The sequence below is a fragment of the Pseudooctadecabacter jejudonensis genome (assembly GCF_900172275.1).
In the GTDB taxonomy this organism is placed as follows: Bacteria; Pseudomonadota; Alphaproteobacteria; order Rhodobacterales; family Rhodobacteraceae; genus Octadecabacter; species Octadecabacter jejudonensis.
Genome location: NZ_FWFT01000001.1, coordinates 361,985 through 382,687 on the forward strand (window position 1 = coordinate 361,985; position 20,703 = coordinate 382,687).

Consider the following 20,703-nt stretch of genomic DNA (forward strand, 5'->3'; position numbering starts at 1 on the left):
TTATTGGGCATGCGGCGCGATATTCCTCTTCCAGACCCGGACAGCCCAGTGGCCTTGGCCCCCCTTGCGGGGATTACAGACTTGCCGTTTCGCAAGCTGGTGTCGTCTTTTGGCGCCGGATGGGTTGTCAGCGAAATGGTGGCCTCACAGGAAATGGTGCAGGCCAAACCGGGGGTGCGGGAAAAAGCAGAACTTGGGTTCGATCAGGCGAACACAGCGGTGCAACTTGCAGGCCGCGACGCCTATTGGATGGCCGAGGCCGCGCGCACGGTTGAGGGCAATGGCGCGGCCATGATTGACATCAACATGGGCTGCCCGGCCAAGAAGGTCACCAACGGCTATTCAGGCTCCGCGCTGCTGCGCGATCTGGATCACGCGTTGACATTGATTGAGGCTGTGATCGACGCGGTTGATATCCCCGTGACACTCAAAACGCGGCTCGGGTGGGATGATACTTTGCACAACGCGCCCGATCTGGCGCGGCGGGCCGAAGCTGCGGGCATTCAGCGCATCGTGATCCACGGGCGCACGCGGTGTCAGTTTTACAAGGGCCATGCGGATTGGGCGGCGATTGGCGCAGTGAAACGCACCGTGGACATACCGGTGATCGCCAATGGTGATATCGTGGACACGCAGACAGCCAAGGCCGCACTCGATCAATCGGGCGCGGACGGTGTGATGATCGGGCGCGGCGCGCAGGGGCGGCCTTGGGTTTTGGCGCAGGTAGCGGCCGAACTTCAGGGCAGGGCCGCGCCGCCCGCCCCGACGGGGCGCGCCTTGGTGGACATGGTCTGCGCCCATTACGAGGACATGTTGTCGTTCTATGGCAACGAGCTGGGCGGCAAAGTCGCCCGCAAACATCTGGGCTGGTACATGGATCAATCGGACCCGGCCCCTCAGCTGCGCAAAGAGGTCCTGACAACCCGTGATCCGTCACGTGTGATGTCTTTGCTGCCCGATGCTTTGACAGAAAGGGCTGCCGCATGAATGCGCTTTGGAATTCGCTGCCCGTGCCTGCGCTGCTGTTGAACGCCGATGACACCATCGCCGAAAGCAATTCCGCAGCCGAAAGTTTTCTCAACCTGTCGGCCAAATCCCTGAAGGGCGGGCTGGTCTGGGATAAGGTCATGATTGACGCACCGATCGAAAAGGCCTTTGCCCGCGCCACCGCGAACCGGTCGTCCCTGTTTGTGAATGACGTGGATGTGGGCAGCGGCGAAAGGGCCCCGTTGCAATGCAACATCCAGTTCGCACCGCTGATTGATGAAAGCCAGGCAGGTGGCGGCGACCAGATGCTGATGATCTTTGAGCCGCGAGAGATGGCCACGCGGATGACCAAATCCGCCCAATCCGTGCGCGCCGCGAAATCCGCCATTGGTATGGCCGAAATGCTGGCCCATGAAATCAAGAACCCCTTGGCGGGCATCACGGGGGCGGCACAGCTGCTGTCGATGACGCTGTCCAATGGGGACCGTGAATTGACGGATCTGATCGTCGAGGAATCGCGCCGCATCGTCAAACTTCTGGAACAGGTCGAACAATTCGGCAATGTGCAGCCCCCCAACCGCGCGCCTGTGAACATTCACGATGTGCTCGACCGCGCACGGCAATCTGCCTCTGTGGGGTTTGGGGCGCATATGATGATGATCGAGGATTATGACCCGTCCTTGCCGCCGACCTATGCGGACGGTGACCAGTTGTTGCAGGTGTTTCTGAACCTTTTGAAAAACGCGTCCGAGGCGGGCAGCGCAGGCGGGTCCATCCGGATACGGACGTTTTATGAACCCTCGTTGCGGGTGCAGCGCGTTGATGGCAGCGGCGCGCGGTTGCCTTTGCAGGTCGAAATCATCGACGACGGTCCCGGCCTGCCGCCAGACATCGCCAGCGACGTGTTTGAACCCTTTGTGTCGGGCAAGGAAAACGGCACAGGGCTAGGCCTTGCATTGGTCAGCAAGCTGATCGCGGACTTGGGGGGCTGGATTTCGGTCGACAGTGTGCCGGGCAAAACCGTGTTCCGCATCTCATTGCCGACGGTGCCGAAAGAAGCTGAATACATGATGACGGATGGAGAAACCTAATGGACGGAACTGTACTTGTTGCCGATGACGACCGCACCATTCGCACGGTCCTGACCCAAGCTCTCACGCGGGCGGGGTGTAAGGTGCATGCGACCTCTTCGCTTGTGACGCTGATGCGCTGGGTCGAAGAGGGCAAGGGCGATCTGGTCATTTCCGATGTGGTCATGCCGGACGGAAACGGGCTGGAACAGCTGCCCAAAATCGCTGAGGCCCGCCCCGGGTTGCCTGTCATCGTGATCTCTGCCCAAAACACCATCATGACAGCTATTCAAGCGGCTGAGGCGGATGCCTATGATTATCTGCCCAAACCGTTTGACCTGCCCGATCTGATGAAACGGTCTGCCCGTGCGTTGGACATCAAACAACGCGCCCGTGTCCCGCGCACGGATGACGCCGAGCCTGATGACCTGCCGTTGGTGGGGCGCACGGCGGCCATGCAGGCGCTTTATCGGCTTGTGGCGCGGGTGATGAACACGCCGCTTTCGGTGCTTGTCACCGGCGAAAGCGGCACCGGCAAAAGCCTGATCGCACGCGCCATTCACGACTTTTCCGACCGCCGGTCGCTGCCCTTTGTTGTGGCTTCTGCCGCTGATCTGGAGGGGATGGACGGCCCGTCTGCGCTGCTGTCACGGGCCAAGGGTGGCAGCCTTGTGTTTGATGAGGTGGGCGATCTGCCCATGGACACGCAGGCCCGTATTGTGCGCATGCTGGATGCCTTGGGTGACACCGCCCCTCGGATCATGGCGACGTCGCGGTCGGATTTGCTGGAATCACTGGACGAAGGACGGGTGCGCGAAGATCTGTATTACCGTCTGGCAGGGGTCACCGTCACAGTGCCCGCTCTGCGCGACCGCGTGGATGACATCCCGCTGTTGGCCGAACACTTTTTGCTGCGCGCCGAACGTGACGGCGCGCCACAGCGTGTGCTTGGAAGCTCCGCTCAGGATCTGATGCGCGCCTATACGTGGCCTGGCAACGTGCGACAGCTTGAAAACGTGGTGCGCCGTCTTGTGGTCACCGCCACCAGTGATGAGATCGGGCGGACGGAAGTCGAACAGGTTTTGGGGTCCCAACCCGCCGTTGAACCTTTGCAGACCGGCAATTCGGACAAGCTGTCCGGGTCTGTGGCGCAGCATCTGAAACGGTATTTTGATTTGCACGGGGGCATGTTGCCACCGCCCGGTCTGTACCAACGTATCCTACGCGAGGTGGAGGCCCCGCTGATCGAAATCGCCCTAGATGCGACCTCCGGCAATCAGGCTAAATGTGCGGACCTTCTCGGCATCAACCGCAATACCTTGCGCAAAAAGATCACTGATCTGGATATTCACGTGACACGCCGCCGCAAATTGATGTAAAACGGCAACATAACCGTGGCCCATCGGACGCAGCCGTCCGATGCAGGACCATATCAACAGGCGGTGGGGGCGTACATCAGGCGTTTCCCTTAAATGAGTGGGGCGTTTCGCGTGCAGCGATCCCTCTTGGGTATCAACATGCTGGCGTTTTCGCGCTGGCGCAGGTTGCGTCGCGTGCGCAATGCCGCGACGGTGATGCTTGTTGTGCTGGCGCCGGTTCTGGTTGTTCTGACCATTTCCGCCCTCAGGCCTCTCGATCAAACGGGGCGCACGGATACCCTGCGGCTGATCTTGCTGGCCGATATCACCTATGTCCTGATTATTGCCGCACTGGTGTTCAGCCGCGTGTTTGCCATGGTTGCGGCACGACGGGCCAAATCGGCAGGGTCGCGCCTGCACCTGCGTCTGACGGGCGTCTTTGGCCTTTTGGCCCTGATCCCGACCGTGGCTGTGGCCGTCTTTGCGGTTCTGACCATCAACATCGGGCTTGAGGGGTGGTTTTCCGAACGGGTGCGGGATGTGGTCGGCAATTCACTGGCCGCGGCTGAGGCCTATGAAGAAGAACACCGCCAAGAGGTCGCCCGCGATGGTAGGGCCCTCGCTGGATACCTGAACACCGAACGCCTGCAGACGTTTTTCATGGAACGCGGCGAAGTGCGGCAAGCCCTCGAACGGGTCCAGGGCCAGATTGAACGGGGCCTGACAGAGGTGTTTGTGCTGGATGGCACCGGCGAGATTTGGGCCCGCGGAGAGCAATCTTACGAATTCTACTTCGAACGCCCCACGGCCCTTCAGATGGCCGAGGCCCGCGAAACCGGGCTCTTGGTGATCGAGGACTGGGAAAACAACGAATTTCGCGCGTTGATCCCGCTGGAGGCCTTCAGCGACAATTACCTTTATGTCACCCGTGAGGTCGATGGCGAAATTCTGTCCCTGTTGGATGACACCCAGGCCACCGTGGCTCTCTATGATCAGTTGGAAAACGATCGGGGGCGGGTGCTGTTTGATTTCGGCCTGTTTTATCTGGGTTTTGCGCTGATCCTGATCATCGCCGCTGTTTGGGTGGGCCTGTGGTTTGCCGAACGGCTGTCGCGCCCCATCGGGCGGCTGGTGGGGGCCTCCCAACGTGTGGGCGCAGGTGATTTGAACGTGCGCGTACGCGAGGAAGAGGGCGAGGACGAGATCGCACAGCTTGGCCGCTACTTTAACCAGATGACCGCCCAATTGCGGGGCCAACGAGAAGAGCTGTTGGACAACACCCGCCAGATCGAACGCCGCCGCAGATTGTTTGACAGTGTCTTGTCGTCTGTCCCGTCCGGCGTGGTCGGCGTTGATCCCGAAGGGCGCGTGACGTTTGTGAACCGCTCTGCGGATCGGCTGTTGCAGACGGATGGCGGCGATCATGCGGCCCTCGCCGTGATGGTGCCAGAATTCGCGCCCCTGTTTGAAGAAGTCCAGACCGGCGCAAAACGTGTGGCACAGGGTCAGGTGAACCTTGTGCGCGGTGGCCAGCAAGAAAGCCTGCTTGTGCGCATGTCCCCCCGAAAACGCGAAGACGACACGTTGGAAGGCTACGTTGTCGCGTTTGAGGACGTGACCGATCTGGTGTCGGCCCAACGCATGGCCGCATGGGGCGATGTGGCGCGCCGGATTGCCCATGAAATCAAGAACCCGCTGACCCCCATTCAGCTGTCCGCAGAACGCATCAAACGCAAGTACCGCACCGTGAACGAAAGCGAAACGTTGACCCAGTTGACCGACGTTATTGTGCGGCAAACCAATGACTTACGGCGCATTGTTGATGAATTTTCCAAGTTCGCCCGCATGCCGGAACCAGACCGCCACACCCATGATGTGACCATGATTTTGCGCGACGCGGTGGAATTGCAGATTTCCGGCCAGCCCGAGGTGTCGTTCGACATTGATATTCCGGATCGCGTGGTCTGGGCCAATCTTGACAGCACAATGATCACGCAGGCCCTGACAAACTTGATTAAGAACGCAGGCGAAGCCATTGAAACCTTACAACAAAAGCAGCCTGACATTGCTGTTTCGCCGCAGATCCGCATTACCATGACCGTGGTTGAGGACACCGCAGAAATCCGCATCGCCGACAATGGCATCGGACTGCCAGAGGACCGCGCGAAGCTGTTTGAACCCTACGTGACGACACGCGACAAGGGCACGGGGCTCGGCCTGCCCATTGTCAAAAAGATCATCGACGAACATGGCGGCACGCTGACCCTTGCGGATGCGCCTGCCTTCGACGACAGCGACCGCCGTGGGGCGATGGCGGTCATTTCCCTTCCAATCGACGCCGCTGCAAGCGCGTTGCAACAAGAAACTGCATGAGGTTCCTATGGGCGATATTCTGATCACTGACGACGAACGTGACATCCGCGAATTGATTTCCGACATCCTCAAGGATGAAGGGTTCACCACACGGCTGGCGGGCACATCCGACGAATGCATGTCCCAGATCGAGGCCGAGACACCAGCGCTGATGATCCTGGACATCTGGCTGAAAGACAGCCGGATGGACGGCATTGATATCCTCAAACACGTCAAACGCGACCACCCTGAGGTGCCGGTGGTCATCATTTCCGGCCATGGCAACATTGAAATCGCCGTCGCGGCGATCAAACAGGGGGCTTATGATTTCATCGAAAAGCCCTTCAATATTGACCAGTTGATGGTGGTGATCCGCCGCGCGATGGAAACCAGTCGACTGCGGCGCGAAAACATCGCGCTGAAACGGTCTGACACGGCGCCCACCGATATGATTGGCGAAAGTGCGGCGTTCAAAACCTTGATCGGGCAGCTGGACAAGGTGACGAAATCCAACGGTCGCGTGATGCTGACTGGCGAAGGCGGCGCGGGCAAGGAAACCGCCGCGCGCTTTATTCACGCCAATTCCGACCGCTCCGATATGCCCTTTGTGTCGGTCAATTGTGCGACGATCGAACCCGATGGCATGGAAGAGGTTCTGTTTGGCCGTGAAACCGATGGCCGCGGGGTGGAACGGGGCCTGCTCGAAGAAGCCAACGGCGGGGTGATCTACTTTGACGGTGTGGCCGATCTGCCGCTTGGCACGCAATCCAAACTCTTGCGCGTCTTGGTGGATCAAAAGTTCCAAAGGGTGGGCGGCGTCGATAAAATTCAGGTTGATGTGCGCGTTATTTCCAGCACGAACAGTGATTTACAGGCCGCAATTGAAGCAGGCGTCTTCCGGCAGGAGTTGTATCACCGCCTGAATGTTGTGCCGATCCATGTGCCGAGCCTTGAAGAACGCCGCGAGGATATTCCCCTGCTGGCCAGCCATTTCATTGCCGAGTTACACACCACACAAGGGTTGAGCTCCCGCACGTTAAGCGAAGAGGCGGGCGCCTTGTTGCAGACCATGCGCTGGCCGGGCAACGCCCGTCAGCTGCGCAATGTGATGGAACGGGTGCTGATCCTTGGCGACGACAACGGCCCGATTGAGGCAAAGGAGCTGCCGGATCAGGCAGACGCCGGGGGGGACGACGGACGGGTCATGCTGTCGGGCAGCCTTGCGACCTTGCCGCTGCGCGAAGCGCGGGAGCTGTTTGAACGTGAATACCTGCTGACGCAAATCAACCGATTTGGCGGCAACATCAGCCGCACGGCCAGTTTTGTTGGCATGGAACGCTCGGCGCTTCATCGCAAACTCAAGACCCTCGGCGTGGTCACCTCCAACAAGGCGGGGGCACGCGTGGCCCATGTTGAGGATGACGTCGAAGCCACGTAAGGCGAACAGATCGTTGACCTGACTGCGCGCATCTGTCACCACGGCTGAACCGATACGATCAGGGATGTCTCTATGAAGGTCATCATTTGCGGCGCAGGGCAGGTGGGGTGGCAGATTGCCCGTCACCTCGCGTCAGAGCGCAACGACGTCACGGTTGTCGACAACAACCCCGATCTGGTGCGCCGCGCTACCGATACCTTGGATGTGCAGGGCATTGCGGGCTTTGCGAGTTATCCTGATGTGCTGGAAAAAGCCGGTGCGAACGATGCCGATATGATCATCGCCGCGACCCATTCCGATGAGGTGAACATGGTCACCTGTCAGGTGGCCCATTCGGTCTTTGCCATCCAGCGCAAAATCGCGCGTCTGCGGGGGCAAAGCTATCTGAACGCGATTTATTCCGACCTGTATCGGCGGGATCATTTGCCGATTGACGTCGTGATCTCCCCCGAGGTTGAGGTGGCAGAGGCCGCGTTGCAGCGCCTTGCGGCCCCCGCAGCATTCGACACTGAGAGTTTTCTGGAAGGCAACGCCCAGCTTTTGGGGATCTCCATCGACGAAGACTGCCCGGTCATCAACACGCCACTGCGCCAGCTGAGCGATCTGTTTTCAACCCTCAAGGCGGTCGTGGTGGGCATCCGGCGCAAAGGCACTCTCTTTGCGCCGTCCCCCGGCGATCAGATTTTCCCTGACGACGATTGCTACGTCATGACGGAAAACACCGACATGGCCCGCACGTTGGAAATTTTCGGCAAAACCCAAGGGAAGTTGGAACGGGTTGTGGTCATCGGTGGCGGCAATGTCGGGCTGGCAGTTGCACGCGCGTTGGAGACCCGCACCGACCGCGTCCGCGTCCGCGTCATCGAACGGGACCGCGCCATTGCTGAGGCCACGGCCGACCAATTGGAACGCACTATTGTTCTCAACGGCGATGGGCTTGATGCTGGGCTTTTGGACGAGGCCAACATTGCCAATGCCGACGCTGTTCTGGCCGTGACGGACGACGATAAAACCAACCTGCTGGCCGCTGTGCGCGCCAAGGGCATGGGCTGCCCGATGGCGATCTGTCTGGCCAATGATCCGACGCTTGTGTCGCTGATGGCCCCCTTGGATATTGACGCCTACATCAACCCGCGCGCCACCACCGTCAGCTCAATCCTGCGCCATATCCGTCACGGGCGCGTGCGATCCGTTTACTCCATTGGCGATGCCGAGGCTGAGATGATCGAGGCGCAAGTGCTGACCACCAGCCCCATCGCGGGCAAAAAGCTGCGCGATATCGACTTTCCCGAAGGCGTGCTCGTGGGCGGTGTTCTGAAAGCCGGACGCATGCACAAACCGCGTGGCGACATGCGCATTGAAGAAGGCGATATCGTCGCGATTTTCGCCATGGCCGATCAGGTGTCTGCGGTTGAGGCACTTCTGCAAGTCACGATCGATTTCTTTTGATCCGATGATCGCGCGCCTTTCAAAACGGCCCTTCTTTGTCATCCTGATGGGTCTGGCCTGTGTGGCGATGATCATCCCGTCAGTCCATGCGCTGATGTTGGAGGACTTCGCCGTCAGCCGTGCGTTTTTGTATTCGGCGTTGTTGTTCTTTGTCCTGACGTTGTTTGTCGGGTTCGCCACGGCCAATTACCAGGTGGGCGCGTTGCGGGGCTATCTTGTGTCGCTGGTGGCCGCGTTTCTGGTGTTGCCGCTGTTGATGGCTGTGCCGATGTACGAATCCGTGGCGCGGATGAGCTTCGTTGAGGCCTGGTTTGAGGCCGTAAGCTCATTCACCACCACAGGGGCCACACTTTACGACAACCCGCGCCAATTGCCGCCGTCTGTCCATTTGTGGCGGGCCTTGATGGGATGGCTGGGCGGGCTGTTGATGTGGGTTGCAGCGATTTCGATCTTTGCGCCTCTCAACATCGGCGGGTTTGAGGTCCGCGCCCTGCGGGGGGGATCCGCCAGCAGCCAAAGCCTGACCCAGATCGGGCGTGTCACCGACCCCTCTGCACGCCTGGTCCGGTTCGGCGCGAAACTTATCCCGCTCTATACCGCCCTGACGGCGCTGTTGTGGTTGGGCCTTATTGCCGTGGGGGAGGTTCCCTTTGTGGCGCTTTGCCATGCGATGTCGGTGCTCTCCACCTCTGGTATCTCGCCGGTGGGCGGGATCGTTTTCTCCTCCGGCGGGTTTCTGGGGGAATTGATCATCGCAGGCTTTTTCGTCTTCGCCTTGTCGCGTGTCGCCTTTTCGCGTGGTCTTGCGGGACAAGAATTGAACCCCCTTCACAAGGACAGCGAATTCCAGATGGGCCTTGCCCTGATCGGGATTTTGGCGATGGTGCTGTTCTTGCGGCACGGATTGTTTGCCTTTGATGAGGGGGCCAACAATGACATTACGATTGGCCTTCGCGCCATGTGGGGGGCGCTGTTCACCATTGCCAGCTTTCTGACCACCACAGGGTTTGAATCCGCCGATTGGACCGCCACCCGCCAATGGTCCGGCCTTGGCACACCGGGGCTGATGTTGGTTGGCCTGTCCCTCATCGGGGGCGGCGTGGCAACGACGGCGGGCGGTATCAAACTGCTCCGCGTCTACGCACTGTGGAAACATGGCCAGCGCGAGGTTGAACGGTTGGTGCATCCGTCGTCCGTGGGCGGGGCCGGGGCCGCGGCCCGCCAGATCCGCCGGCAAGGCGCGCAGATTGCCTGGATTTTCTTCATGCTGTTCGTGATTTCGATTGCCGCGGTCATGGTGCTTTTGGCGCTGACGGGTGTGCAATTTGAAACGGCGCTGGTGCTGTCTGTGGCGGCGCTTTCCACCACAGGGCCCTTGGCGGCTTTGGGCGCCGAAACACCCATTTCCTATGCGGGCATTCCCGATTTGGCCAAGATCGTTTTGGTCTTCACCATGGCGCTGGGACGACTTGAGGCGCTGGCGATTATTGCCCTTTTGAACCCCGAATTTTGGCGCAGGTAGCACCGTTTTTACGCAGTCTGGACAAGCTGTTGTTTTTGGGGTGGAATTGGGCAGCGTGTCACGACATAGTATCGCGTGATGGGAACGATTGGCCGGGATTGCGGTCACAAGAAGAATAAGGATGGGACAACCAATGGCCTCAGACAAACAGAACTTGCAGGACGCGTTTCTGAACAACGTCCGCAAAGCCAAGGTTCCGGTAACGATTTTTCTGATCAATGGTGTGAAACTTCAGGGCGTGATCACGTGGTTTGACAGCTTTTGTGTGCTGCTGCGCCGCGATGGTCAAAGCCAGCTGGTGTATAAATCCGCCATCAGCACCATCATGCCGGCCCAGCCCATCAGCCTGTACGACGGCGAAGAATAAACCATGGGTGACGAACGGCCCGTGACGCGGGCGTTTGTCCTGCATCCCGAAATCAAATCGGATCTGAACCGCCGCGATGCGCAGGCGGGTCTCGAAGAAGGGGTGTCTTTGGCCCGCGCGTTGCCCGAATTGGATGTGGTGGGCGCGCAGATTGTTGGCCTGCGCGACGTGCATCCCGGCATGCTCTTCGGCTCCGGCAAAATTGCCGAGATCAAAGAGTGGCTGATTGAGGCCGACGCCGGTCTGGTTCTGATCGACGGCCCCGTGAGCCCCGTACAACAGCGCAATCTGGAAAAGGAATGGAAGGTCAAACTTCTGGACCGCACCGGCCTGATTTTGGAGATCTTCAGCGACCGCGCACGCACCCGCGAAGGGGTCCTTCAGGTTGAGATGGCAGCGCTGAGCTATCAGCGCACGCGGCTGGTGCGCGCCTGGACGCACCTCGAACGTCAACGCGGCGGTTTGGGGTTTGTGGGCGGTCCTGGTGAAACTCAGATCGAGGCCGACCGCCGTGCCATCGACGGGCAATTGAACCGGCTGCGCAAACAGCTAGAGAAGGTCGTCAAAACACGCGAGTTGCACCGCAAGGCACGCGCCAAAGTGCCGTTTCCGATTGTGGCGTTGGTGGGCTACACCAATGCGGGCAAATCAACGATGTTCAACCGCCTCACGGGGGCGGAAGTCTTCGCCAAAGACATGTTGTTCGCAACACTGGATCCGACCATGCGCAAGGTCGAATTGCCCACCGGCGATGATGTGATCCTCAGCGATACGGTGGGGTTCATCTCCGAATTGCCGACCCAACTTGTCGCCGCCTTCCGCGCCACGCTGGAAGAAGTCCTGGAGGCGGACGTGATTTTGCACGTCCGCGACATCAGCCATCCCAATTCCGAAGATCAAAAGGCCGCCGTTCTCGACACCTTGCGCGCGCTGGATGTGCGGCCCGACGTGCCCATGCTCGAAGTGCTGAACAAAATTGACCTTCTTGGCCCAGAGGATGCGGCCCTCTACGACAACATCCACCTTCGTGACGAGGGCACTTTTGCCATGTCGGCGGTCACAGGGCAGGGGATCGACACCCTGCTCAGCCATGTCAGCGATCTTTTGCGCGGCCAAACCCGTGTCCAGACCCTCACATTGACATGGGCGCAAGGGGCCGCGCACAGCTGGCTGCAACGTGAAGGCGTGATCGAAGACGAACGACAGACAGAGACGGGCTGGGGCCTTGATGTGCGATGGTCCCCGCGCCAGCAGGCGAAATTCGAAAAATCATATCCGGACGTCGTGTCCGGCGACTAGGTCGCGCACGGCCTCTGCCCCTCTGTCTTTGTTTCACAAATATCCCGGGGGAGGCGCGCCTCGCGCCGGGGGCAGCGCCCCCAATATAATTTCCACATTGACGCCTGACCGCGACCCGGCCCCATAGACGTTCCTAGTCTCAAGCGCCCGTCAGGGCGCGCGGGTCGGATGGGCAAAGCCCATTCGATCACAGGGTCAATTGGCAGGCAGCAACGTCATTTCCCCCACCGCCCCACCGCGGGCCAACGCGGGATCAAGGGACATGGGAATGTATTCCCCACGCCGCCACAAATCGCCCAGATCATCGTAATAACGCGACAGGAAATGCCCGGACTGACCGGTGGATGTGATGAACACCGAACTGTCCGGATCGGCGAAATCATAGACCCCGCGGAAGGCTGCCGCATGGACATTCAAAAACGGGTCCGGTCCGGTGCCCAAGGTCCGCCCGCGCATCAAGGTGTTGTCCCCGCCAGAGGTCGATTGGCGGATATTCACAAACCATTTCAACACAGGTGCTTCGCCCAAAACAGGATGATCATGGGTGGCCTCATGGGCGTCGCCCCACCGTAAGGATTCAAGGGCCGTCCCGTGGGTCTCCGCCACCCAAACGAGGGCATCATCCAAGGCCAGCCGCGCAATATCGCTGCACGTCTCGGTTGGCGCGGATTGCAGGACATCGCACCAGACGGACGCCCCATCGGTATCGCGGTACACCCGTTCGATAAACAACGGCTCCACATGGGTAAATTCGCGCGCCAACGGCCCCAGTTCATCGCGGATCAGACGATCCTGCAGCGCCCGCAGCCATGCTGCATAGATCAAGGGTTCGGGCAGATGTTCATTCATCTCCCCGTTCCATTCAGCCAGCAGGGACAGCGCACCTTGGCGCAGGCGTTCGGGTGTGCCTTCAGGTGCGGCTTCGCCGGTGAACCACAGGTCCGCACCGATGAGGGGCAAGATCGACCGCGCGGTGTAGCTGACGGTATCGAGCTGGGCTTCGATGAAACTCTCACGGGTGTGAACCTCACGCGCTTGCATCAACAACCGCCAACGGTTCACCCGTTGGCTGTCGCCCCATGAATGGCTGACATGGGCCGGAAAGGGCGCTTCGATCACCTTGTTGTTGGTGTTGCCAACGATCCCACCGATGGGGTCGATCCATTCGGGGTTCGTGTCATAGGGGCGGCGCCCATCCCACCGGTTTTGCGGCAGATAGCCGAAATGCGGCAGGCGGCCTTGGGTGACATGATCGGCGCTGCGGTTCGGCACATGTCCCACCAGTTTCAGCGCCACCGAATTGCGATCGGCCAGTGTGACCATCTGGGCAGGCGCTACGTAATCCTCCAGCGCTGCGATGCCCGCCTCGACGTTCGTCGCCCGCATCAGCTTCATGGCTGCCTGCAACGTCGTGTCCTGACCTGAAAGGGCGGTCCATCCCAGGGCGGTCACATGCCCCGGCGGGCGGATCGTGGCCAGATCGTATTGATCGGGCGGCAGCACGGGCCCATTTGTTGTCCACTGCATCTGGATGGTCACGGGGGCCGCATCGGCCACGCGGATGATGCTTTCGCGGGTCTCAAAGGTGGCCCAACCCTCAGGGGTGCGGTATTGGCTCGCGTCGGTGGGGTTCACCTCTTCGATAAAGACATCCTGATCATCGAGGTAGGACGACGTCAGACCCCACCCCAGATCAGCGGACCGACCGACCATGATGACAGGGATCCCCGGAATGGTTCCGCCAATGACGCCACCGTTTTCCAACTCCAACCGTGCAAGATACCAGATCGACGGGGCCGTCAGCCCAAGATGCGGATCATTGGCCAGAAGCGTCGATCCCGTAGCAGACCGCGAAATGGCCGCAGCCCAGGCATTTGACGCCCCCGCCAAGGCCCGCGGCACGACGGGAGAGACCGGATCAAACGCCATCCGACGGTTTGGTGTATAAAGCGGCACATCCGGCACCAGATCGGCGTATTGGGGCAGGGCGGCCAGACCGGTGCCTGGAAAATCGGGCAGAATGTCCGCCAGACGATCATCATTGTTCAGAAGCAGAGAGGTGCGCGCGCGCAGCACCTCTTCCTCAAGATGACCGCTCAGTTGCAGCGCCATGACCTTGACCACCGCCACGCTGTCGGCGGGCTGCCAAGGGGCGATGGCGTGATTGAACACCCACATCTCGGGCGCGCCACGGCCCCGCGCGCCTTCGTTCACCTGATTGATCCACGCGTTTACTCCGGCCGAATAGGCCTCCAGGGCGGCCTGCGTGTCGTCATCCAACGCCCCAACAGAGGTCCGGGACAAGGGATACAGATCAAGCCTGCGGATCAGGCTGTCGATGGGCAACGTGCGTGCGCCAAAAAGCTCTGACAGGCGGCCTTGGGCGGTACGGCGCAGCATCGTCATTTGCCACAGCCGGTCCTGGGCATGTGCCAGACCAAGGGCAAAAAAGACATCCTCGTCGGTTTGCCCAAAGATGTGAGGCACATTGGCGTTGTCACGCACGATTTCGACCGGCGCGGTCAGTCCCGCGACCTGCAAGGTCTCATCATAATCCGGCAACGATCTGGAGGCGAAATAATAGGCCAAACACATCACGGCGACGGTCAAAGCAATCAGGCCCGATGCAATCCGGACAAGCCAGCGAAACGCAAATGCCATGGGGCGATCCTTTGTTCTGTCGTCGAGCCCACAAAGCCCCCCATTGACGGCGGGCCGCGGTTGGTTACCTATCACGCAACACGATTAATGATGCAAGCATGAGGGGTCGCACATGGCAAAGGTCGCATTTCTGGGGTTGGGCGTGATGGGATACCCGATGGCGGGGCATTTGGCCAAGGCAGGCCATGAGGTGACGGTCTACAACCGCACCGCTGCCAAGGCGGAGGCTTGGGTGGCCGAACATGGCGGTGCCATGGGCACGACCCCGGCCAAGGCCGCTCAGGACGCCGATTTTGTTATGGCCTGCGTCGGCAATGACGATGATCTGCGGTCTGTTTGTCTGGGGGACGACGGCGCATTTGCCGCCATGAAGGCCGGTGCGGTTTTCGTGGATCACACCACCGTGTCGGCCAAAGTCACGACCGAGCTTTATGCCGAAGCGGCCAGCCGTGACGTGTCGTTTGTGGATGCGCCCATCTCAGGCGGTCAGGCAGGGGCCGAGAATGGGGTGCTGTCGGTGATGTGCGGTGGGGATCAGGCAGCCTATGACGCGGCCCTGCCGGTGATTGACGTCTATGCCCGCATTTGTCGCCGCATCGGGGACAGCGGTGCGGGCCAGATGACCAAGATGTGCAACCAGATCGCCATTGCGGGCCTTGTGCAGGGCCTGTCCGAGGCGTTGCATTTTGCCACCAAGGCCGGTCTGGACGGGCGCGCGGTGGTCGAGGTGATCAGCCAGGGCGCTGCGGGGTCATGGCAAATGCAAAACCGCTACGAGACGATGTTGGACGATCATTTCGATCACGGCTTTGCCGTGGATTGGATGCGCAAGGATCTTGGGATTTGCCTGGACACCGCCGATGAAACGGGGGCCTCGTTGCCGGTTACGGCTTTGGTCGATCAGTTTTACAAAGACGTGCAAAAGATGGGCGGCGGGCGCTGGGACACCTCAAGCCTGATCAAACGGCTCAGCGATGACTAATCCGATTTGACGCACTGACCTGTCCATTCCGTATTCTGGGGGCGCAGCGTTAATCGCGCTGTGCCGTCAGGACGCACGATCATCAACCGGCTGCCAAGCGCACCAGCGTCCTCGTGAAACCCCTCAACGCCGCCGGCCATCAAAATGGCTTGGGCCACAAACGTCGCGTCGTCCATGGTCACGGTCGTGACCTGTCGGCGCGGGGGATCATTAGGGTTTTGGGGATTTACGAATTGGTTGCGATCCACCTCAAATGCGACCTGCATGTCAGGGCAGATCAGATCGCAGCCCACTTGGGTCAGGCGGCACGTCCAGTCTGCCTGCCCCGTTGTGGCGGGCAGGGCTAGACAGACGGCTAAGGTTCGACCAAGCGGTCGCATTGGCCTGAGGCGTAGTGTTCAATAGGATCGTCTTCCGGTGTCGGCTGCGACGTTGCGACGAAATCCAACGCGCGGTCACGGTAGATGGTCAATGTGCCCTTGATGTTGCCGGTGGTGGAGGCATAGATCAGCGCCTCATCCGTTCGGGTCAGGTCCGTCAACGTACTCATCCCCGGAACCTCAAGCCGTGGGCGGCCATCGACATAATTCATGTAGGCGATCACATAGATCGGCGTTGAGGTGCAGACCGCACCCGCGCAGTAGCGATCAAAGGTGCAGACATGGTGGGGGTAATCAGGATTGCCCGCGATGGGTGGTGCATTCGTGCGGCCCGACAAGGCGATAAAGCCGACAACAAGCGTGATCATCAGCACCACAAGGACGGGCAATAAGGTCGAAGACTTTTTCTTGCGCATAAGGCCCCTGCGTTCCGTTGCTGCCCCGTCAGACCGACAGCCGCGCGGCATGGGCGCCACGCTCTCGGTAGGGGGTCGTGTCGTAGTGTGACCTGTAACACTTAGAAAAATGTGAAGGCGAGGCAAATCCGCAGGCCAAGGCCACATTAATCACGGACATATCCGTCTGCATCAACAGGTTGCGCGCCTTTTGCAGGCGCAATTCCATGTAATACCGCTTGGGGCTCCGGTTCAGATAGCGACGAAACAGACGTTCCAGCTGCCGTGTGGACATGCCCACGTCTTTGGCCAGAATGCTGGGGCTGATCGGCTCTTCGATGTTTTGTTCCATCGCTTGGATCACGCGGCTCAGCTTGGGATGACGCACCCCGATGCGTGTCGGGATCGACAGACGTTGCGTGTCCTGATCGGTGCGGATCGCAGAATAGATTTGCTGATCGGCCACGGAATTGGCCAAAGCCTCCCCCTGATCGTCAGCAATGATCTGCAAGAACAGATCAATAGACGACGTGCCACCGGCGGTCGTCCAGCGGTTTCCATCTTTAACAAACACCGATTTCGTCAGCTCAACCTCAAGAAATTCCTCGGTAAAGCTGTCGTGGTTTTCCCAGTGGATCGTGGCGCGTTTGCCATCCAGCAGACCGGCCTTGGCCAAGGTATAGGCGGCCGTACACAGACCACCGATCACCAATCCGCGCCGCGCCTCACGGCGGACCCAGCTGACAACGCGTTTGGTCGTCGCGGCCTGCACGTCGCGCCCCCCGCAAATGATAACGCAGTCGTCTCGGTGCAAGTCTTCCAGATCACCATCAAGCGCAAAGGACGTGCCCGTCGAACACGACACGCTTTCCCCACCTTCGCCAATCAACCGCCAAGAATACAGCTCCTGCCCACTCATCTGGTTGGCCAGCCGCAGACAATCCAGCGCAGCCGCAAAGGACAGCAACGTAAACTGATCAAGCAACACAAAAACGAACCGGCGCGTCTTGGCGTCGGGATCGGCGATATCAACTGAAAACTGTGTCTGCATGGACTTCACTGGCGTTGGTTGCCGAACAGGCTGATCACTTTTGTGCCCCTTGATCAAGGCAAATAGATGTCAAAAGCGGCCCATCTGTCCGGATTTGCCGTTGGACCTTATCCACAACCACGTTATAAGCGGCTCTGGTATCGCTAACCTCTCGTCTGAGGGGTGCGACCACAACCTTTTCAATCGGAGCAAGAACAATGACGGACTGGAACAAATCTGACTGGCGCAGCAAGCCCCGGGTGCAGATGCCGGACTATACCGACGCGGAGGCTTTGGCCGCTGTAGAAGGTAAGCTGTCTTCCTATCCACCACTGGTTTTTGCAGGCGAAGCCCGCCGTTTGCGCGAAGAGCTGGCCGCCGTTAGCCGCGGTGAGGCGTTCTTGTTGCAGGGCGGCGATTGCGCCGAAAGCTTTGCCGCGTTCAATGCCGATGCGATCCGTGACACATTCAAGGTGATGTTGCAGATGGCCATGGTGCTGACCTACGGTGCCAAGGTGCCTGTGGTCAAAGTGGGCCGTATGGCGGGCCAGTTTGCCAAGCCGCGGTCTGCCCCAACAGAGACCGTGAACGGGGTGGAGTTGCCCAGCTACCGTGGTGACATCATCAATGATCTGGATTTCACGCCAGAGGCCCGGATCCCGAACCCCGAAAAGATGCTGCAGGCCTACACGCAGGCAGCCGGCACGCTGAACCTTCTGCGCGCGTTTTCCACGGGCGGCTATGCCGACGTGCATCAGGTCCACGGCTGGACGCTGGGCTTCACCGGCGCACCCGAGGCCGAGAAATACCGCGCCATGGCGGAACGTATTTCCGACACGCTGGATTTCATGCAGGCCGCCGGTCTGACAACAGAAACCAACCATGAGCTTCAGACGGTGGATTTCTACACCTCACACGAGGCGCTGTTGCTGGAATATGAAGAGGCGCTGACGCGCATCGATTCCACGTCCGGCAAATGGCTGGCAGGCTCTGGCCATATGGTCTGGATTGGCGACCGCACCCGTCAACCTGACGGTGCGCATGTGGAATTCTGTTCCGGCGTTCAAAACCCCATCGGTCTGAAGGCAGGCCCGACGATGACGTCCGGCCACCTCAAGGCGCTGATGGCAAAGTTGAACCCCAACAACGAAGCAGGCCGTCTGACACTGATCGCGCGCTTTGGTGCGGGCTCAGTGGGCGAACACCTGCCACGCCTGATCAAAGCGGTTGAGGAAGAGGGCGCCAAAGTGACTTGGGTGTGTGATCCCATGCACGGCAACACGATCAAATCCTCAACGGGCTACAAGACACGGCCCTTCGATTCAGTGCTGCGCGAGGTGAAAGAGTTCTTCGCCGTCCACAACGCCGAAGGCACCATCCCAGGCGGTGTGCATTTTGAAATGACAGGCGCGGACGTGACCGAATGTACCGGTGGTGTACGGGCTGTGACCGATGAAGATCTGTCTGATCGGTATCACACGGCGTGTGATCCACGTTTGAACGCGTCGCAGTCTCTGGAACTGGCGTTCTTGGTGGCGGAAGAACTCTCCGCACGTCGCGAAACCATGCTGGCGCAGCAAAGCGCGTAAGACAATCGGTCAGGCCAGAGTGATCCGGCCCGACCAGAACCAGCCCCTTTAGGGGTTTGACACGACAAGGCGAAGGGCAGGGGTGTCTTTCGCCTTTTGTGTGTCTCCATCCACAGCAGCAACGCGCAACGAGGGGCGGCGTCCACCGTTGACCGCGCGCAGATTTGACAAAGCCTCAACACGGGGCGGGGACAGGTCGGAAATCTCAAACCGGCGACCGCCCATGCCGCGCCGGCCCGACATCACCAAAATACCCAACATCCGCGTCACATCACCGTCCTCATCGCGCAAGGGAAGCAGCAAAAGCTTGCCCTGCAACGGCGGTTGCCCCACCGCACGTGGCGATTTCAGCGGCAGTTCCACCACCGATGGGGTGTTGAACGCACGTTCGATGTACTCCGACAAGGTGGCGCGTGAATTGGGCGTCATCACCGTTGTCAGGGGCAGGCCTCGCGGTTCGAGCCCGATCAGTTTCCCGATGTTGCGCCCTGCAACACGGATGCGCGCCACCCCGGGGGCCACACGTTCGAGGATTAGACTGTCCTCCAACTGTCGGCCCATGGCCACTGGGTCAAGATCGGCACGGGCAGGGACACCACGGCTGCGGGGCAGGCTGCGCCAATAGGTTTCCAGCTCCGTCAGAGCGGTGGGGTTGGTCAGCAGGACATCTTCGGCTGACGTGACGTCTTTGGTTCCCAGCTTGTAGGGATCAAATGTCATGCTCATGGCTCTTCGTCCTTTCTCATTAAAACGGTTGGTCTTAGGTCTGTCGACTTTCTGACACATTTGCGTCGTATTTTCTCTAAACAAAGTGTTAATGGGTTAACGGGGCTGACGTATTCGATCTTTCGGCGGGATCTTGCGTATGGTGGCAACCCTTGCCTCACCCCCGTGATTGCCTTTAGACCGCAGGCATACCCTATCGAAAGGCATGCCCGTGATCCGTTCCATGACAGCTTTCGCAACCGCGCAAGGGACAGCCGATGCCACCACTTGGGTGTGGGACATTCGGTCCGTCAACGGGCGGGGCCTTGATGTAAAGGTCCGCCTGCCAGACGGGTTCAGCACGCTTGAGGGCGAGGTCCGGCGCAAAATCAGTGCTGTCTGCGCGCGGGGCAATATTACGGTTGGATTACGTCTGAACCGCGCGGCCTCTGACGGGGTGCCCGAGATGGATCAGGACCGCCTCGATATCATTCTGGGTGCTTTGGACCAGATCCAGGACCGCGCCTTTGAAAAAGGCGTGACATTGGGCCAACCCACAGCAGCGGATGTGCTGGCGCAACGCGGCGTGCTGGTCACACGCCCAACCGATGACACGGACGCGTTGATTGAACCGCTGACCACGGACTTTGATGCAGCCCTCTCAGCCTTCATCGACATGCGCACCGCAGAAGGCGCCACACTGCATGACCTGCTGACTGGCCAGCTAAATGAGATCGAGACGTTGACAGCGCAGGCCGCCGAGGCGGCCAAAACCCGCACCACTGCGCAGAAATCCCAGATTGATGCGGCGCTGGCGCGGATTGCAGACCAAACGCTGGTTGAGCCCGACCGCATCGCACAAGAACTGGCGCTGATTGCAGTCAAATCCGACATCACCGAGGAAATCGACCGTTTGGGCGCCCATGTCGCCGCCGCCCGCGATCTGATTGCGACGGGGGGCGTGGTGGGGCGGAAACTCGATTTTCTCGCGCAGGAATTTAACCGAGAGGCAAACACTTTGTGTTCCAAGGCCCAGGATAAAACGCTCACCCAAATCGGGCTTGCCCTGAAGGCGGTGATCGATCAGATGCGTGAACAAGTCCAAAATACGGAGTAAGA

At 59.8% G+C, this 20,703-nt stretch carries 17 protein-coding genes; 12 read left to right on the plus strand and 5 right to left on the minus strand.

The features are described from left to right. The first annotated feature begins 9 nt into the window (after window positions 1-9). From dusB to hflX, 9 genes are all read left to right on the plus strand, one after another. Window positions 10-987 carry a tRNA dihydrouridine synthase DusB gene (dusB, locus tag PSJ8397_RS01795; RefSeq protein ID WP_085862843.1) on the plus strand — a complete coding sequence of 326 codons (978 nt, stop codon included), beginning with the start codon at window positions 10-12 and terminating at the stop codon, window positions 985-987. Continuing rightward, window positions 984-2,078, plus strand: coding sequence for a two-component system sensor histidine kinase NtrB (locus tag PSJ8397_RS01800; protein WP_085862844.1), 1,095 nt, complete (start codon window positions 984-986; stop codon window positions 2,076-2,078). The genes dusB and PSJ8397_RS01800 overlap by 4 nt, the downstream gene beginning before the upstream one ends. Then, window positions 2,078-3,436, plus strand: a complete 1,359-nt coding sequence (locus tag PSJ8397_RS01805; RefSeq protein WP_085862845.1) for a response regulator — start codon at window positions 2,078-2,080, stop codon at window positions 3,434-3,436. The genes PSJ8397_RS01800 and PSJ8397_RS01805 overlap by 1 nt, the downstream gene beginning before the upstream one ends. Window positions 3,437-3,529: 93 nt before the next feature. Then, the gene (locus PSJ8397_RS01810; protein WP_407691734.1) at window positions 3,530-5,788 is read left to right on the plus strand and encodes a sensor histidine kinase NtrY-like; all 2,259 of its coding nucleotides are present in this window, start codon (window positions 3,530-3,532) and stop codon (window positions 5,786-5,788) included. Between the two features lie 7 nt (window positions 5,789-5,795). Further along, a complete protein-coding gene (gene ntrX / locus PSJ8397_RS01815; protein WP_085862846.1) occupies window positions 5,796-7,205 on the plus strand; it encodes a nitrogen assimilation response regulator NtrX in 1,410 nt (469 codons plus the stop codon). Between the two features lie 72 nt (window positions 7,206-7,277). After that, the gene (trkA, locus tag PSJ8397_RS01820; RefSeq protein ID WP_085862847.1) at window positions 7,278-8,654 is read left to right on the plus strand and encodes a Trk system potassium transporter TrkA; all 1,377 of its coding nucleotides are present in this window, start codon (window positions 7,278-7,280) and stop codon (window positions 8,652-8,654) included. Window positions 8,655-8,658: 4 nt separating this feature from the next. Next, window positions 8,659-10,176: a TrkH family potassium uptake protein gene (locus tag PSJ8397_RS01825; RefSeq protein ID WP_235000542.1), complete on the plus strand. Its 1,518-nt coding sequence runs from the start codon at window positions 8,659-8,661 to the stop codon at window positions 10,174-10,176. Window positions 10,177-10,309: 133 nt separating this feature from the next. Further along, on the plus strand, window positions 10,310-10,543 hold the full coding sequence (gene hfq / locus PSJ8397_RS01830; RefSeq protein WP_085862848.1) for an RNA chaperone Hfq: 234 nt from the start codon (window positions 10,310-10,312) through the stop codon (window positions 10,541-10,543). Between the two features lie 3 nt (window positions 10,544-10,546). Beyond that, the gene (gene hflX / locus PSJ8397_RS01835) at window positions 10,547-11,842 is read left to right on the plus strand and encodes a GTPase HflX (RefSeq protein ID WP_085862849.1); all 1,296 of its coding nucleotides are present in this window, start codon (window positions 10,547-10,549) and stop codon (window positions 11,840-11,842) included. A gap of 195 nt (window positions 11,843-12,037) precedes the next feature. Here hflX and PSJ8397_RS01840 read toward each other — a convergent pair whose 3' ends face one another. Continuing rightward, window positions 12,038-14,503, minus strand: a complete 2,466-nt coding sequence (locus tag PSJ8397_RS01840; protein ID WP_085862850.1) for a penicillin acylase family protein — start codon at window positions 14,501-14,503, stop codon at window positions 12,038-12,040. 112 nt (window positions 14,504-14,615) lie between these two features. Between PSJ8397_RS01840 and PSJ8397_RS01845 the strand changes: the two genes are divergently transcribed. Continuing rightward, window positions 14,616-15,485: an NAD(P)-dependent oxidoreductase gene (locus PSJ8397_RS01845; protein ID WP_085862851.1), complete on the plus strand. Its 870-nt coding sequence runs from the start codon at window positions 14,616-14,618 to the stop codon at window positions 15,483-15,485. On the opposite strand, the gene PSJ8397_RS01850 is transcribed toward PSJ8397_RS01845, so the two are convergent. The 3 genes from PSJ8397_RS01850 to PSJ8397_RS01860 are packed head-to-tail and all read right to left on the minus strand — an operon-like array spanning window position 15,482 to window position 17,311. Beyond that, window positions 15,482-15,865, minus strand: coding sequence for a hypothetical protein (locus PSJ8397_RS01850; protein ID WP_085862852.1), 384 nt, complete (start codon window positions 15,863-15,865; stop codon window positions 15,482-15,484). The genes PSJ8397_RS01845 and PSJ8397_RS01850 overlap by 4 nt on opposite strands. After that, a complete protein-coding gene (locus PSJ8397_RS01855) occupies window positions 15,841-16,281 on the minus strand; it encodes a hypothetical protein (RefSeq protein WP_085862853.1) in 441 nt (146 codons plus the stop codon). Before PSJ8397_RS01855 ends, PSJ8397_RS01850 begins: the two co-directional genes overlap by 25 nt. A gap of 28 nt (window positions 16,282-16,309) precedes the next feature. Next, on the minus strand, window positions 16,310-17,311 hold the full coding sequence (locus PSJ8397_RS01860; protein ID WP_085862854.1) for a GlxA family transcriptional regulator: 1,002 nt from the start codon (window positions 17,309-17,311) through the stop codon (window positions 16,310-16,312). A 197-nt stretch (window positions 17,312-17,508) separates the two neighbouring features. Between PSJ8397_RS01860 and PSJ8397_RS01865 the strand changes: the two genes are divergently transcribed. Continuing rightward, on the plus strand, window positions 17,509-18,879 hold the full coding sequence (locus tag PSJ8397_RS01865) for a class II 3-deoxy-7-phosphoheptulonate synthase (protein ID WP_085862855.1): 1,371 nt from the start codon (window positions 17,509-17,511) through the stop codon (window positions 18,877-18,879). Between the two features lie 48 nt (window positions 18,880-18,927). On the opposite strand, the gene PSJ8397_RS01870 is transcribed toward PSJ8397_RS01865, so the two are convergent. Then, the gene (locus PSJ8397_RS01870) at window positions 18,928-19,605 is read right to left on the minus strand and encodes a PAS domain-containing protein (protein WP_085862856.1); all 678 of its coding nucleotides are present in this window, start codon (window positions 19,603-19,605) and stop codon (window positions 18,928-18,930) included. A gap of 205 nt (window positions 19,606-19,810) precedes the next feature. Between PSJ8397_RS01870 and PSJ8397_RS01875 the strand changes: the two genes are divergently transcribed. After that, entirely contained in the window at window positions 19,811-20,701 is an 891-nt protein-coding gene (locus PSJ8397_RS01875; RefSeq protein ID WP_306372128.1) for a YicC/YloC family endoribonuclease, read from the plus strand. The last annotated feature ends 2 nt before the right edge of the window (window positions 20,702-20,703 follow it).